This window comes from Frigoribacterium sp. VKM Ac-2836 (assembly GCF_013248995.1).
Taxonomy (GTDB): domain Bacteria; phylum Actinomycetota; class Actinomycetes; order Actinomycetales; family Microbacteriaceae; genus Frigoribacterium.
On sequence record NZ_JABRPK010000001.1, the window covers coordinates 174,102 to 189,956 of the forward strand.

Sequence of the window (15,855 nt, forward strand, 5' to 3'; positions counted from 1 at the left end):
CGGCCGTGCGAGATTGCACGGTCCTACTCGCTCATGTGAGAATGTGAGCGCTCACTTTCGCATCAGGACAAGGACGTTCCATGGCTGAGACCGCCATCCCCTCCGACTCGTCGCCCGCGGCCCCCGGCCCCGCCGACCCCTCGGCCGACACGTACGTCGTCGGCGTCGACTACGGCACGCTCAGCGGCCGGGCCGTCGTCGTCCGCGTGCGCGACGGTGCCGAACTGGCCAGCGCGACGTTCGAGTACCCGCACGCCGTCGTCGACCGCACGCTGCCCGGCACGGGTGAACGCCTGCCCGCCGACTGGGCGCTGCAGGTGCCGTCCGACTACGTCGACGTGCTGAAGAACGCGGTGCCCGAGGCCTTGCGGGCGTCGGGCGTCGAGGCGTCCGCCGTGATCGGCATCGGTACCGACTTCACGGCCTGCACCATGGTGCCCACCACCGCCGACGGCACCCCGCTGAACGAGCTCGACCGCTTCGCCGACCGCCCGCACGCGTTCGTCAAGCTCTGGCGCCACCACGCCGCGCAGGGCCAGGCCGACCGCATCAACGAGCTGGCCGCCGACCGCGGCGAGAGCTGGTTGCCGCGCTACGGCGGACTCATCTCGAGCGAGTGGGAGTTCGCCAAGGGCCTCCAGCTGCTCGAGGAGGACCCCGAGGTCTACGCCGCCACCGAGCACTGGGTCGAGGCCGCCGACTGGATCGTCTGGCAGCTCAGCGGTCGCTACGTGCGCAACGCCTGCACCGCCGGGTACAAGGGCATCTACCAGGACGGTCAGTACCCCAGCCGTGAGTTCCTCGCCGCGCTGAACCCCGACTTCGCCGACTTCGCCGAGACCAAGGTCGTCCACGAGATCGGTGCCCTGGGCGATGTCGCGGGCACGCTGACCGCCGAGGCCGCCGGCTGGACGGGCCTGCCCGAGGGCATCGCCGTGGCCGTCGGCAACGTCGACGCGCACGTGACGGCGCCGGCCGCCAAGGCCACGCAGCCCGGCCAGATGGTCGCCATCATGGGCACGAGCACCTGCCACGTCATGAACGCCTCCACGCTCGCCGAGGTGCCGGGCATGTGCGGCGTCGTCGACGGCGGCATCGTCGACGGGCTCTACGGCTACGAGGCCGGCCAGTCCGGCGTCGGCGACATCTTCGCCTGGTACGTGAAGAACCAGGTGCCGCAGTCCTCGGTCGACGCCGCCGCGGCGGCCGGCAAGAGCGTGCACCAGCACCTCACCGACCTCGCCTACGAGCAGCCCGTCGGGGCCCACGGCCTCGTGGCCCTCGACTGGCACAGCGGCAACCGCTCGGTGCTCGTCGACCACGAGCTGAGTGGCGTCATCGTCGGCCAGACGCTCAGCACCACGCCCGAAGAGGGCTACCGTGCCCTGCTCGAGGCCACGGCCTTCGGCACCCGTCGCATCGTGCAGGCCTTCGAAGAGTCCGGGGTGCCGGTCACCGAGTTCATCGCCGCCGGCGGTCTGCTCAAGAACGCGCACCTGATGCAGACCTACAGCGACGTGCTGCGCCTGCCGATCTCGACCATCACGAGCGAGCAGGGGCCGGCCCTCGGCTCGGCCATCCACGCCGCCGTCGCCGCGGGGGCCTACCCCGACATCCGGTCGGCGGCCGAGGCCATGGGCAGCGTCGAGCGGGCGACCTACGTGCCCGACGAGGCGAACGCCGACGCCTACGACGCCCTCTACGCCGAGTACCTCTTGTTGCACGACTGGTTCGGCCGTGGCGGTAACGACGTGATGCACCGCCTGCGCGCGATGCGTCGCGACGCGACCCGCGCCTCCTCGGGTTCCTCGGCGCCCGCCGAGAGCGCCCGCGGCACGGACGCCGTGGAGCAGGACGCCACCGCCTCCGCCGCGACCGACGCGCAGGTGACCGCATGACCGGCTGGATCGACCGCTCGACGCAGGCGGCCATCGACGCCACCCGAGAAGACGTCGCCACCCTGCACGCCGAGCTCGTCCGCTACGGGCTCGTCGTCTGGACGGGTGGCAACGTCTCGGGTCGTGTGCCCGGCACCGACCTCTTCGTCATCAAGCCGAGCGGCGTGCTCTACGACGACCTGACGGCCGAGAACCAGATCCTCTGCCGCCTCGACGGCACGGTGGTCGAGGGCACGCCGGGCAGCGACCGCAGCCCGTCGAGCGACACCGCGGCGCACGCCTACGTGTACCGCACCATGCCGCACGTCGGGGGAGTGGTGCACACCCACTCGACCTACGCGACGGCCTGGGCCGCCCGGGGCGAGGCCATCCCCTGCGTGATCACGGCGATGGCCGACGAGTTCGGCGGCGAGATCCCCGTCGGGCCGTTCGCCATCATCGGCGACGACTCGATCGGCCGCGGCATCGTCGCGACACTCACGGGTCACCGCAGCCGGGCCGTGCTGATGCAGAACCACGGCGTCTTCACCATCGGCAAGGACGCCCGCGACGCGGTCAAGGCCGCCGTCATGACCGAGGACGTCGCCCGGACCGTGCACGTCACGCGCCAGCTCGGCGAACCCATCCCCATCCCGGCAGAGAGCATCGACGCCCTCTTCGACCGGTACCAGAACGTCTACGGACAAGCACCCGCAGGAGAACTGAAGTGACGAACGACACCCTCGACCCGACCGCCTTCCTCGCCTCACGAGAGGTGTGGTTCCTCACCGGCAGCCAGGGCCTCTACGGCGAGGAGACGCTGAAGCAGGTCGCCGACCAGTCGCGTGCCATCGCCGACGAGCTGGCCGCGGCCTCTGACGTGCCCGTGCGTCTCGTCTGGAAGCCCGTGCTGACCGACGCCGACGCGATCCGCCGCACGATGCTCGAGGCCAACCTCGACGACTCGGTCATCGGCGTCACGGCCTGGATGCACACCTTCAGCCCGGCCAAGATGTGGATCGGTGGCCTCGACGCCCTTCGCAAGCCGCTGCTGCACCTGCACACACAGGCGAACGTGGCCCTGCCCTGGGCCGACATCGACTTCGACTTCATGAACCTCAACCAGGCCGCCCACGGCGACCGCGAGTTCGGCTACATGCAGACCCGCCTCGGCGTGCCGCGCAAGACGGTCGTCGGCCACGTCAGCGACCCGCGTGTGCAGCAGCAGGTGGGCACCTGGATGCGTGCCGCGGCGGGCGCCTCGGCGATGCGCTCGCTCAAGCTGGCGCGCTTCGGCGACAACATGCGCTTCGTCGGCGTGACCGAGGGCGACAAGACCGAGGCCGAACTGGCCTTCGGCGTGCAGGTCAACACCTGGGGCGTCAACGAGCTGGCCGAGGCGGTCGCTTCGGCGTCCGAGTCGGCGATCGACGAGCTCGTCGCCGTGTACGAGGCCGAGTACGACGTCGTACCCGCTCTGCGGGCGGGTGGCGAGCGTCACCAGTCGCTGCGCGACGGCGCCGCGATCGAGATCGGGCTGCGGTCGTTCCTCGAGGAGGGTGGCTTCAGCGCGTTCACGACGAACTTCGAGGACCTCGGCGCGCTGAAGCAGCTGCCCGGCCTCGCGGTGCAGCGGCTGATGGCCGAGGGCTACGGCTTCGGCGCCGAGGGCGACTGGAAGACCTCGGTGCTGGTGCGCGCGGCCAACGTGATGGGTGCCGGGCTGCCCGGTGGCGCCTCCTTGATGGAGGACTACACCTACCACCTCGTGCCCGGCGAGGAGAAGATCCTCGGTGCCCACATGCTCGAGGTCAGCCCGGCGCTGACGTCGGGACGCGCCTCGCTCGAGGTGCACGCGCTCGGCATCGGCGGCAAGGACGACCCGGTGCGACTGGTCTTCTCGGCCGACCCCGGCCCGGCCGTCGTCGTCGCCATGAGCGACGTGCGCGACCGGTTCCGCCTGACGGTCAACGTGGTCGACGTGGTCGACCCCGACGAAGACCTGCCGAACCTGCCCGTGGGGCGTGCGGTGTGGAAGCCCCGGCCGTCGTTCGCCGTGTCGGCCGAGGCCTGGCTGACCGCGGGCGCCGCGCACCACACCGTGATGTCGACCGCGGTCGGACTCGAGGCCTTCGAGGACCTCGCGCGCATCGTCGAGACCGAGCTGCTCGTGATCGACGAGGACACCCGCATCCGTGACTTCCGCCACGAGGTCGCCTGGAACGCCGCGTACCACCGCCTCGCCCGCGGCCTCTAGGCCTCGAGCGCCGCACGCGCGGCTCGCTCATCGAGTGGTCCCGGACCGTCCTCCGCCTCGGGGGACGGTCCGGGACCACTCGTCTGCGTCCCCGGGCATACGGCGACGCCCGTCGTTGTTCACCCCCGCATGAGCATTCCCCTCTCGATCCTCGACCTCGCCCCCGTCGCACCCGGACAGACCGTGCGCGAGAGCTTCGCGGCCTCCGTGGCCCTGGCACAGCAGGCCGAGGCGAGCGGGTACCGGCGGGTCTGGTACGCCGAGCACCACAACATGGCCTCCATCGCGTCGAGCGCGACGTCGGTGCTGATCGCCCACATCGCCAGCCAGACCTCGACCATCCGCCTCGGCTCGGGCGGGGTGATGCTGCCCAACCACTCACCGCTCGCCATCGCCGAGCAGTTCGGCACGCTCGAGACGCTGCACCCGGGCCGCATCGACCTCGGCCTCGGCCGCGCCCCGGGCAGCGACCAGGCCACGTTCCGCGCCATGCGCCGTGACCCGGCGTCGTCCGAGCGGTTCCCGCAGGACGTCGTCGAACTGCAGGCCTTCCTCGCGGGGGAGTCCCGTGTCGCCGGCGTCCAGGCCGTCCCCGGTGCCGGCACGAACGTGCCGCTGTACATCCTGGGGTCGTCGCTCTTCGGCGCGAAGCTAGCGGCCGCCCTCGGTCTGCCCTACGCCTTCGCCTCGCACTTCGCGCCCGGCGACCTGATCGACGCCGTGTCGGCCTACCGTCGCGAGTTCCAGCCCTCGGCCCAGCTCAGCGAGCCCTACGTGCTCGCCGCCGTCAACGCGATCGTCGCGGACGACGCCGACGACGCGGACACCCAGTTCGCCGCGGTCAAGCGTCAGCGCCTCATGATGCTGCTGCGCCAGAGCGGCCAGATCGACCCGACGCGCGAGTTCGGCGACGACGAGCTCGACCACCTGCTGCGCACGCCGGTCGGTCAGCACGTCCAGACCATGACGACCTACACCGCCGTCGGCACGCCCGGTGACGCCCGCGAGTACATGGAGCAGTTCGCCCGCACCGCTCAGGCCGACGAGCTCATGGTCGCGCACTCGGCCTCGTCGACGGAGGCGCGCCTCCGTTCCGTCGCGCTGCTCGCGGACGCGATGCAGCTGGCTCCCGCCGCCGCATAGCCCGCTGCGCCCCGCCTGCCGGACACCGCCGAGTGGACGAGACATCGAGAAATGCGACGGTGTCCTGTCCGCTCGGCGGTGTCTTCGTCAGAGCAGCCCGTGGCTACGGCGCGGTGAAGATGAAGACGAGCACGACGGCGACCGGCTGCAGGGCCGCGCCGCCGAGCAGCATCGCCCGGCGCAGCCACGGACGCGACGAGATGGCCGGCGACCCGAGCAGCGGGCTGAGCGGCATGAGCAGGCGGAACAGGCTCTGCTGCGGCAGGAACACCGCGACGAGGTAGGCGAAGAAGCCGGCGACGAACGCGACGACCTCGTGCCCGAGCCGGAGGGTCGACCGTCGGGTCATCCAGAACGTGAACGACGCGATGATGGCCAGCACGAGCACGATGCCACCGATGCCGAGCCAGCGTCCGGCCAGCAAGAACCACGGGGTCAGCGGCACGAAGACGGGACGGCCGACGTAGTCGACCCACCAGGCCATCTCGGTCTCGAGGTAGGCGTCCGACTGGCCGGTGACGACGTGGGCGACGACCGGCCAGGCCAGTCCGGCCGCGGCCATCGCGAGTCCCGCCACGACGATCGTGGTCAGCTCACGCCTCGGCAGCCGTCCGCCGACGACGAACTCGCGCAGCCCGGCCCGGGCCCGCCGGGCGGACGTGCGGGCGGCGAGGACCAGTGCCGGAGGCGCGGTGCCGATTCCGGTGATGCGTCGCGTCCCGTCGCCCTCGGTCGAGCGCGACCCCGCGACGGCCGACGCCGCGGCGGTCGGGCGTGCCTCGGGCCGCTCGCGCTCGGTGTGCCAGCGCACGATCAGGTGGATGCCGAGCGCCAACGCCAGGGCGAGCGCCCCGGGACGGACGAACGACGCGACGATGCCCGCCGCCGCCACGAGCGGGTAGTTGCGGCGCTGCATGGCGAGCAGGCCGCCGAACATCAGCAGCAGGAAGAGGCTCTCGGCGTAGCCGACCGACATGACGAAGGCCATCGGCCCGAAGCAGAACAGCAGCACCGCCCAGACGGCTCCGGTGTGGCCGACCTTCGTCACGAGCAGGCGGTAGAGGACGATCGCCGCGGCCGCACCGAACACGGTGGCGAGCAGGGGAGCGGCGACGGTGAAGTCCATGCCCGTCGCCACCATCACCAGGTGACAGAGATACGGGAAGACCGGCAGGAACGCCCACTCGTTCGGCAGCACCTCGCCGGTCGCGTCGGTCGGAAGGGTCGACGGGTAGCCGTGCAGTGCGATCGTGCGGTACCGGTCGGCGTCCCACGACGAGGTGAAGTCGAGGAAGCTGCGGTCGCTGCCGGGCGTGATGAAGGTCGCACCGGCCAGTTTGGCGATCTCGTACACGGCGAAGAGGACGCTGGTCGAGAACAGCCGGGACGCGAGGTAGACGACCAGCACACTGCGCCAGCTGCCCGACAACCGACCGGCGAGGTCGATCGAGAAAGCGGGTCGGCGCAGCCTCGTCGCCGACGGCGACGCGATCGTCTCGCGGCTCACCACCCCGCCCCGTGTCCGGTCATCTGGACGACGCTACCAAGAGTCGGCTGGGACGGGGCAAGATCGACCCGTGCCCCTTCCGTCCTTCGCCGCCCTCGGGATCGACGACGTGGCGGTCGCGGTCTACCGTCACGTCGTCGCCGGGGCCGGCGCCGAGGCCGGTGCCGAGGACGGGGGCCGGGCGGCGGCCGGGCCGACCGCGGCGGCCGTGGCCCGGGCCGTGCACCTCGACGAGGCGACGGCCCTGGCCGCCCTGGAGCGCCTCCGTTCGCTCGGTCTCGTCCAACGGACGGCGGGCGGCGAGGGCTACGGCGCCGTGGATCCTCGCGTGGCCGTCCCAGCGGTGGTGGCCGCGCGTGCCGACGAGCTCGTCGAGGTGCGGGCGGCCGTGCCCGAGCTGGGCGAGTTGTTCGACGAGGGGCGGCGCCCCCACGACGCCGATCAGCTGACCCGGGTCGTCGTCGGCCACGCGGCCGTGGGCGACTGGTACTCCCGGCTCGAGCATCGTGCGACCACCGACTTCGTGGCCTTCGACCGCCCGCCCTACGTGGTCGCGTCGAACGAGTCCACCCAGCGGGTCGCCCTCGGGCGCGGGGTGCGCTGGCGGGCCGTCTACACGGTCGCGAGCATCTCGGCCGACGGCAGCTGGCAGGGCGTGCACCGCCTCGGAGCCGACGGAGAGGAGGCTCGCATCACGCACGACCTGCCCGTCAAGTTGGCCGTAGCCGACCGCCGTGTCGCCCTCGTCTCGATCGGCCACGACCCCGAGCGGCCCGAGGCCCTCGTCACCGAGTCCGAACCGCTCGTCGCGGCGCTCTACGACCTCTTCGAGGCCCGGTGGCGCGGCGCCTCGCCCGTGCCCGGGACGCCCGGTGCAGGCCGCGCCGCGGTGGACTGGGCCTCGGTGGCCGCTCGGCTGGCGGCCGCGTCGCCGTCCGGCTCGGCACCGGTGCCCGGGGGCGCCGTGCCCTCCCGCGAGCAGGAGGCGCGACTCGCCACGCGCCCTCCCACCCCCGCCGAACGCGACCTGCTGGCCCTCGTGGCCGCCGGCGCGACCGACGACGTGATCGCGGGTCAACTCGGCATCTCGTCCCGCACCCTCCGGCGACGACTGCATGCGCTCTTCGACGAGCTCGGCGCGAGCAACCGCTTCCACGCCGGCGTCGAGGCCGCCCGTCGCGGCTGGGTCTGACTCGGTCGACGTCCAGGCGGCTCACGGCCCGCCCATCGAGTCACCGCGATAGCGTCCCCGACGTGACCCGCCCGCTCCGTCTCGAGTCGTCGTGCTGAGGCTCTCCCTGGTGTCCGCCGGCACCCTCGCCGCCGTGTACACGGTCGCCGGGGTGCTCGTGGTCCTGATGCTGCGTCGACCGCGTCGTGTTCGGACCTGGTGGCGCCGGGTCGTCGGGGCCGCCGCCCTGGGCGCCGGACTCGGCGCGCTCGTCACCTGGTGGCTCGGAGACGTCGAGGACGTGCTCGACGTCTCGCCCACCTGGGTCGACCGTCTCTGGGCCGGCGCTCTGCTCGTCGTCCTCGGTGCGGCCGTGGTCGCGCTGGTCCGCGGAGGCGCCCGACGACGCGTGCTCGCCACCTCGACCGTCGTCGTGATGGTTCTCGCCACGGGGCTCGCGATCGACCGCGACGGTGGGCTCTTCCCGACCGTGGGCTCGTTGATGGGCATCTCGGACGTCCCGGCGCTCGCCGTGCCGGCCGCAGAGACGGCCGCCGTCCGGGCCGGACGGACCGCGACCGCCGCCCTGCCCGACCTCGGTCGCACCTGGCGGGCGCCGGCCGCCCTGCCGTCGGCGGGGCGGCTCGGCAGCGTCGCCATCCCGGGCACGACATCAGGCTTCGACGCGCTGGTCTACCTGCCGCCCGCCGCCCTCGTGGCCGACCCGCCTCCCCTGCCCGTCGACATCGTCCTGTCGGGGCAGGGCCCCGGCGCGGCACCCGAGAACCTGGTCGACGCCGGGCGGATGGTCCAGACGCTCGACGCCCTCGCCCGGGCGCACCACGGCCTCGCCCCGGTCGTCGTCATGCCGGACCAGCTCGAGCGACCGACGAACAACCCGATGTGCGTCGACGGGCCGCTCGGCCACAGCGCGACCTACCTGACGGTCGACGTGCCGCGCTGGATCACGAGCCATCTCTCGGTGCAGGCCCCCGGCCGGGCGTGGGCGATCTCGGGCTTCTCGCAGGGTGGTACCTGCTCCCTGCAACTGGCGGCGGGCCGTCCCGAGCTCTTCTCCTCGTTCGTCGACGTCTCGGGGCAGGTCGGTCCCCGGCTCGACGGTGGGGCCCGGACGACCGTGGAGCACGGTTTCGGCGGCGACCGGGCGGCCTACGAGGCCGCCCAGCCGCTCGCCGTGCTGGCCGGTAAGGCGCCCTACGTCGGCAGTGCGGGTTTCTTCGCGGTCGGCGGGACGGATTCGCGTTACGGGCCCGTGATGCCGATCGTGTCGGCGGCCGCCCGCGCCGCAGGCATGGAGGTGACCCGCGAGGTCGTACCCGGCAGCGGCCATGACTGGTCGACGGCGTCCCGGGGGCTCGCGGCGGGGACCGACTGGCTCGCGGCGCGACTCGGGCTGACGGGGCCGTAGGGAGGCTTCGCGGGGGACCGTCCGCCGAAGGGGGGACGTCCTCGGTGCCCCACCCGCGCCTCCTCGTGTGAACTCTTTGGCCGATGCCGGTCACTGGCCGCTTTCGGCCATGACCCCCACTAGAGGGTCACTCGCATTCACAGGTAGTTCTTATGGATCGACCGCGGCCTGGGGCTGCGGCGCACCCCCCGACAGCACGCTCCGCACGGCGTGCATCGAAAGGCGATCCGTGATCACACCAACCGGCCGACGCAGGCCGACCGCCCCACCCCGCACCCGCCTCCGTGGCGGCTTCGCCACCCTGCTGGCCACCGGCGTCGTCGCCGCGGGCCTCGTCGTGGCACCGGCCACCGCCTCGTTCGCGGCGGACGGCCCGGCCGTCGTGGGTGACAGCCAGTTCGCTGACGGCAAGTACATCGTCACGCTGCGCGAGCCGGCGGCCGCGACCTACGAGGGCGGCCAGCCGGGCCTCGCCCGCACCGCCGTGCCCGAGGGCAGCGACCTGGACGCACGGAGCGCCCCCGTGCAGGACTACGCCGAGCACCTGCGGGGCGTGCAGCAGGACGTCGCCGCGGCGGCCGGCGCGACCGTCGAGGCGAGCTACGCCGTCACGACCAACGCCTTCGCGGCGGACCTCACGGCGGCCCAGGCCGCGAAGCTCGCGAGCGACCCCTCGGTCGCCGCCGTCTCGAAGAACGAGCTGCTCAAGCTGCAGGCGACGCCCTCGACGGAGTTCCTCGGCCTCGGCGACGCCGCCGGAAACGGCGGCGTCTGGGATGCCGTCGGTGGGCGTGAGAAAGCCGGCGACGGAGTCGTCGTCGGCATCATCGACTCGGGCATCGCCGCCGGCAACGCCTCGTTCGCCGGCGACCCGCTGGGGTCGGCGAGCGACAGCGAGCCGCACCTCGACGGCGACCGGACCGTCTTCGCCAAGGGCGACGGCGGCACCTTCACCGGCGTCTGCCAGACCGGCGTGCAGTTCGACGCGGGCGACTGCAACACCAAGCTGATCGGCGCACGCTACTTCGTCGACGGCTTCGGCGTCGGCAACATCGGCACCGAGGACCAGGGCGAGTACCTCTCGCCCCGTGACGGCAACGGACACGGCTCGCACACGGCGTCGACCGCGGCGGGCAACGCCGACGTCGAGGCCACCATCGGCGACCGCTCGTTCGGCACCGTCTCGGGCGTCGCCCCCGCCGCCAAGATCGCGGCCTACAAGGTCTGCTGGGACGGCCCCGACCGGGTGAGCACCGACGACGACGGGTGCGCCACGCTCGACCTGATCGCCGCCATCGAGGCCGCGGTCACCGACGGCGTCGACGTCATCAACTACTCCATCGGCGGGGGCGGGGCGACGAGCACCTTCTCGGCCACCGACCAGGCGTTCCTCGGCGCGGCCTCGGCCGGCGTCTTCGTGGCGGCCTCGGCCGGAAACGACGGCCCGACCGCGACGACCGCCGACAACGCGGCACCGTGGATCACCACGGTCGCGGCGTCGACCGTCCCCAGCTACAGCGCCACGGTGCAGACCGCCGACGGCACGAACTACCTCGGCGGCTCCATCACCGTGCCGACGGGCGAGGACGGCCTCTCGGGCGACTTCGTCTCGTCGACCGCGGTCGCGGCCGCCGGCGCCGACGCCACCGACGTGACGCTCTGCGCACCCGACACCCTCGACCCCGCCAAGGCCGCCGGCACGATCGTGCTCTGTGACCGCGGCGTCTACGACCGCACGGCCAAATCGGCCGAGGTCGAGCGTGCCGGCGGCATCGGCATGGTCCTCGTCAACCCGTCGAGCAGCTCGGTCGACCTCGACGAGCACGCCGTGCCCACCGTCCACCTGAACGCCGACGACTACGCCGCGATCCACGCGTACGCCGACACCGAGGGTGCGACCGTCACGTTGCTCGACGGCAACCCGGGTGCACTGCCCGAGCCCGCCACCCCCCAGATCGCGGGCTTCTCCTCGCGTGGCCCGGTGACGGCCGACGGCGGCAACCTGCTGAAGCCCGACATCTCGGCTCCCGGTGTGGCGATCCTCGCCGACGGAGCCAACGCGAAGGGCGAGCCCGGCACGTACGAGTTCCTCTCGGGCACGTCGATGTCGTCCCCGCACATCGCCGGCCTGGCCGCGCTCTACCTCTCGTCGAGCGTCCACCCGGACTGGACCCCCGACGAGGTCAAGTCGGCCATGATGACCACGGCCTACGACCTCGTCGGTGAGGACGGCGCTCCGAGCCAGGACGTCTTCGCCCAGGGCGCCGGCCACGTCGACCCGACCGCGTTCCTCGAACCCGGACTGCTCTACGAGAACGGCCCGGCCGACTGGCAGGCCTACGTCGACTCGATCGACACGGTCGAAGGGACCGACTCGTCGCTCAACCTGCCGTCGATCAGCGTCGGCTCGCTGGCCGGCACCGCCCAGGTCACCCGGACCGTCACCTCGACCGGGGCGGGCACCTACACGGTGGCTCCGATCGAGATGGCCGGCGTCACGGCGTCGGTCGAACCCTCGACGCTGACCTTCGGCGCCGCGGGGGAGGAACAGGACTACACGGTCACCTTCACCCGGACGACGGCCGCACTGGACCAGTTCGCCACCGGCTACCTCACCTGGACCGACGGGACCCACGACGTGCGCAGCCCGCTCGCCGTGCGGCCCGTACAGCTGCAGGCACCGGCCGAGGTGGCCGGTGAGGGCGCCACGGGCGAGGCGGCCTTCGACGTCACGGCCGGCGACGCTCTCGAGTTGCCGCTCGCCACCGAGGGCCTCGCCGCCGGACAGGTCACGACCGGTTCGGGCACGGCGGGCGCCGACGCCGCCGAGACACCGGTCACGATCGCCGAGGGCACCACCCACGCGCGCTTCGCCCTCGACAGTGCCGACGACACGGCCGACCTCGACCTGCTGCTCTACACGGCCGGGGCCGACGGCGCGCCGGACCAGCTCGCCGCCTCCTCGGCGACGGGTTCGGCGGACGAGCAGATCGACCTCGACGCCCCCGCTGCAGGTGAGTACGTGCTGCTGGTCGACTTCTACAGCGGTGCCGGGCAGCTCGACTACACGCTGACCTCGTACCTGCTCGACCCGGCGGCGGCCGTCGGCGGCCTCACGGTCGACCCGGCCACCCTCACGGCCGGACTGGGCGAGACCACGACCCTGACGGCGTCCTGGACCGGCCTGCCCTACGAGCAGACCTTCCTCGGTCGGGTCGTCTACGGCGACACCGGGCAGGTCACCTACCTGACGGTCGCCTCGGGTGCGGAGCCCGAGACGCCCACCCCCACCGAGCCGGACCCCGGTCCGGGACAGCCCGGCCACCCCGGCGGCTGGAACCTCGGCGGCATCCTGCAGTGGATCTGGAACGCCCTCGGCGACTTGTTCCACAGCTGGTTCCCCTGGCGCGGGTAGTGCGGGTAGCGCGGGGAGCGGGCACGGCCTGAGGGCCTGACCCACCTGGCGGCGGCCACCTTCCCCGGAAGGCGGCCGCCGCCTCCTGCCGTCCCGCCCGTCCCGTCGGCAACTCCGGGTCGCTGCTGCGGGGCGCGCGCGGTGGTGGGGTGGCGCGGTCCGTGACGGGGCAGGGGCCAGGAGTTGCCGTCGGGCCGGGTCGTCGCGTCGGCGCCGGTGTGCCCCGAAGCGGGTGGCCCGGGGGGACCGACGAGGTCGCCCGTTCCTCCTCCGGGTGATCTGTCCCCCGAATGGTGGACACTGTCAGGACCCCGGCCCTATTTTGGGTGTCACCCGAGACGTGACGATCCCCGTTCACCCGATCCCGGCGCCGTACCCGAATACGGCGCCGGGCGAGCAGGTCGAGGCGCGCGTCCGACCTACCCGAAAAAGGCACCACCATGCACTCGCACACCCTCGCGGGGTCTCCCCGTCGCGGGCGGAGGGCTCTGCGCCTGACCGCCGCGCTGCTCACCACTCTCGCGCTGGCCGGAACGGCCGTCCTGACGGGTGCCGCGGCCCCCGCCCGGGCCGCCGAGATCGACGGTGCCATCACGAACGTGACGGTCACCCCGACCACGCCGAAACAAGGCACCCAGCTCACCACGAGGATCGCGTGGCAGGTCCCGGACGAGACCACGGCCGGTGACACCTTCACGCTGTCCCTCAGCGAGCACCTGAAGAACCTGCCGACCGGCTTCGCACTGCGTGACCCCGCCACCGGCGCGGTCGTGGCCGACGCCACCGTCGTCGGGACCCGACCCTCCGTGGTCACGTTCACGATGACCGACTACGCCGAGGACCACCTCAACGTCAGCGGAGAGGCCTTCGTCACGTCGGACTTCGAAGGGAGCACCACGCCCTCCGGCGTCCCCACGCCCTTCACGTCGACCACGAACGACGGCCGCGAATTCACGACCGTGGTCACCCCGACCGGGGTGCCGCGTGGCCAGGACCAGCCCACCAAGTACGGCACCTACGCCGCCGCCGACCAGGGACGCGCCACGGCGGCTCGCTTCCTCACCTGGCACGTGCTCACCCCGCTGGGCGCGTTCGAGTCGGCCACGACCACGGACGCCGTCCCCGCCGGGCAGGCCTGGACCTACGACTGCGACACCCTGGTCTTCGACTCGATCCGTCTCAAGGCCGACGGCAGCTCCGCCGCACCGGTCGCCGTGAAGCCCACGTCGTTCACCTGCTCGCCCGCCGGCTTCACCGTGACCTGGGGCCCCCAGGTCGTCAACGTCCAAGATCGCGTCAGCATCGCCGTGAGCCTCCCGGCACCCACCGGGACCGCGACACCCGCGCAGACCTTCACCAACCTGGCGACCGTCTCGACCGTCGTCGGCGGCGTCGCCACGACCGGGTCGGTCAGCTCGTCCAAGACCCAGGCCTCCGCCGGCGGTGAGGGCCGCGGTGACGTTCCCGTCCCTGCCGTCACCATCACCAAGGGCGATGCCGCAGGCCACGCCGCCGACACCGCCGACACGGCCGTCGTCCTCGCGGACGGAACCGCCTCGCTGGCCTACCGCGTGACCAACACGGGTGCCGACCCGCTCGCCGACGTCACGGTCTCGGACGCGGTCCTCGCCAACGGCACGGTCACCGGGTTGAGCTGTGATTTCAGCACGCTGGGCGGACCCGCCACCGGTGTCAGCTGGGCCGGCCCCTTCGCGGTCGGAGCCTCGTTCGACTGCACCGCCGCTCTCACCGGCGTCGCGGCCGGTGACGCCGACCACCACGACGTCGGCACCGTGACGGCGCGCGGCATCGAGTCGGGTCAGGCCGTGACGGCCTCCGACGCCTGGTTCGCCCGCGTCGCTCCCGCAGCGGTCACGCCCGCGACACCGTCGTCCTCGCCGACGACTCCGGCCGCCGCCGTTCCCGCGGCGGGTCCCACGGCCCCGGCCGTGTCGACGCCCCGAGCCACCGCCGCCTCCACCGGTCTCGCCTTCACCGGAGCCGAGTTGGCCGGTCCGATGACGCTGGCCGCGCTGCTCACCCTGCTGGGTGCCGCGCTCGTCGTCGGCACCCGTCGCCGGGCGGCCCGCGCGGCCGTCACCGGTGGCGCCGACGCCACGCACCGCGGCGAGTAGCCGTTCGACACGGGGTGCCGGGTGCGGCGGACGTCCTGTCCGCCGCCCCGGCACCCCCCGTTCGTCCAACCTGCACATTCCTGAAACAGACGTGGACTAGGTTCGCTACTCGTGGAAGAACACAACGGACACACGATGCGCGTCGTCAGCTACAACCTGCGCGAGCACACGGCCAAGGGCGAGATCCGGGCGCTCGCCGAGGACAACGAAGCCGACGTGCTCTGCCTGCAAGAGGCCGACACGAAGGACATCCCCGACGAGTTCGGCGACTTCGCCCTCGCCGCCTCGACCCACAACAACCGTCTCGGGCTCGCGGCCTACTACCGCCGGTCACGATTCGAGCTGCTGGGCACCAACGTCTACGCGCTGAAGAAGTCCATGCACGACCGCGTGATGTCGCCGGCGCACGAGCGTCTGCTGGCCATGCACCTGGCCGACCGGCAGAGCGGACGCGACGTGCTGATCGGTTCGTTCCACGCCGCGCCCCTCACGGCCACGAACGGCCTGCGCAAGAAGCAGGTCGAGTCGGCCCATCGCCTGATGCGTGCACTGGCTCCGGGTGTGCCCATGTTGATGGTGGGCGACTTCAACTACCCGTGGTTCCACGGGGGGCTCCGTAAGCACATCGAACGAGACGGCTTCGTGCTCACCCGCAGCTCGACGCCGACCTACCTCGGCTACAAGTACGTCAAGGGCCACTTCGACTTCGCGACGAGCTACGACCTCAAGATCGAGGACGTCGTGACGCTCCCGGCCGGGGTCAGCGACCACCGGCCGATCCTGGTCCGCGCCCGGGGGCTCTGAGCCCGCGAGGCCCCGGAACGTGCCGGACGGGCCCGGTCACCGCTCGGTGGCCGGGCCCGTCGTCATGATGCCGGGAACCGCAGGAGGCGCGGTGCGGCCGACAGCCACACCGCGCCT

Annotated in this window: 10 protein-coding genes; 9 read left to right on the plus strand and 1 reads right to left on the minus strand. The window is 72.5% G+C overall.

Going from position 1 to position 15,855, the window contains the following annotated elements; translation table 11 throughout:
* Window positions 1–80 precede the first annotated feature (80 nt).
* The 4 genes from araB to HRF36_RS00865 all read left to right on the plus strand — a co-directional run bounded on the left by araB (window position 81) and on the right by HRF36_RS00865 (window position 5,277).
* Window positions 81–1,898 carry a ribulokinase gene (gene araB / locus HRF36_RS00850; protein ID WP_173204857.1) on the plus strand — a complete coding sequence of 606 codons (1,818 nt, stop codon included), beginning with the start codon at window positions 81–83 and terminating at the stop codon, window positions 1,896–1,898.
* Window positions 1,895–2,608, plus strand: a complete 714-nt coding sequence (locus HRF36_RS00855; RefSeq protein WP_123518631.1) for an L-ribulose-5-phosphate 4-epimerase — start codon at window positions 1,895–1,897, stop codon at window positions 2,606–2,608. The genes araB and HRF36_RS00855 overlap by 4 nt, the downstream gene beginning before the upstream one ends.
* On the plus strand, window positions 2,605–4,134 hold the full coding sequence (araA, locus tag HRF36_RS00860; RefSeq protein WP_173204860.1) for an L-arabinose isomerase: 1,530 nt from the start codon (window positions 2,605–2,607) through the stop codon (window positions 4,132–4,134). Before HRF36_RS00855 ends, araA begins: the two co-directional genes overlap by 4 nt.
* Window positions 4,135–4,263: 129 nt before the next feature.
* The gene (locus HRF36_RS00865; protein WP_173204863.1) at window positions 4,264–5,277 is read left to right on the plus strand and encodes an LLM class flavin-dependent oxidoreductase; all 1,014 of its coding nucleotides are present in this window, start codon (window positions 4,264–4,266) and stop codon (window positions 5,275–5,277) included.
* A 103-nt stretch (window positions 5,278–5,380) separates the two neighbouring features.
* Here the strand turns inward: HRF36_RS00865 and HRF36_RS00870 are convergent, their stop codons facing one another.
* A complete protein-coding gene (locus HRF36_RS00870; protein WP_173204866.1) occupies window positions 5,381–6,784 on the minus strand; it encodes a mannosyltransferase family protein in 1,404 nt (467 codons plus the stop codon).
* A gap of 70 nt (window positions 6,785–6,854) precedes the next feature.
* Here HRF36_RS00870 and HRF36_RS16170 point away from each other — a divergent pair, with 70 nt between their 5' ends.
* From HRF36_RS16170 to HRF36_RS00895, 5 genes are all read left to right on the plus strand, one after another.
* Window positions 6,855–7,976: a helix-turn-helix transcriptional regulator gene (locus HRF36_RS16170; RefSeq protein WP_173204868.1), complete on the plus strand. Its 1,122-nt coding sequence runs from the start codon at window positions 6,855–6,857 to the stop codon at window positions 7,974–7,976.
* A 109-nt stretch (window positions 7,977–8,085) separates the two neighbouring features.
* Window positions 8,086–9,384, plus strand: coding sequence for an alpha/beta hydrolase-fold protein (locus HRF36_RS00880; RefSeq protein WP_173204871.1), 1,299 nt, complete (start codon window positions 8,086–8,088; stop codon window positions 9,382–9,384).
* Between the two features lie 229 nt (window positions 9,385–9,613).
* On the plus strand, window positions 9,614–12,799 hold the full coding sequence (locus HRF36_RS00885; protein ID WP_173204874.1) for a S8 family serine peptidase: 3,186 nt from the start codon (window positions 9,614–9,616) through the stop codon (window positions 12,797–12,799).
* Window positions 12,800–13,239: 440 nt separating this feature from the next.
* The gene (locus HRF36_RS00890) at window positions 13,240–14,934 is read left to right on the plus strand and encodes an Ig-like domain-containing protein (protein WP_173204877.1); all 1,695 of its coding nucleotides are present in this window, start codon (window positions 13,240–13,242) and stop codon (window positions 14,932–14,934) included.
* Between the two features lie 111 nt (window positions 14,935–15,045).
* A complete protein-coding gene (locus HRF36_RS00895; RefSeq protein WP_371739945.1) occupies window positions 15,046–15,738 on the plus strand; it encodes an endonuclease/exonuclease/phosphatase family protein in 693 nt (230 codons plus the stop codon).
* Window positions 15,739–15,855 lie beyond the last annotated feature (117 nt).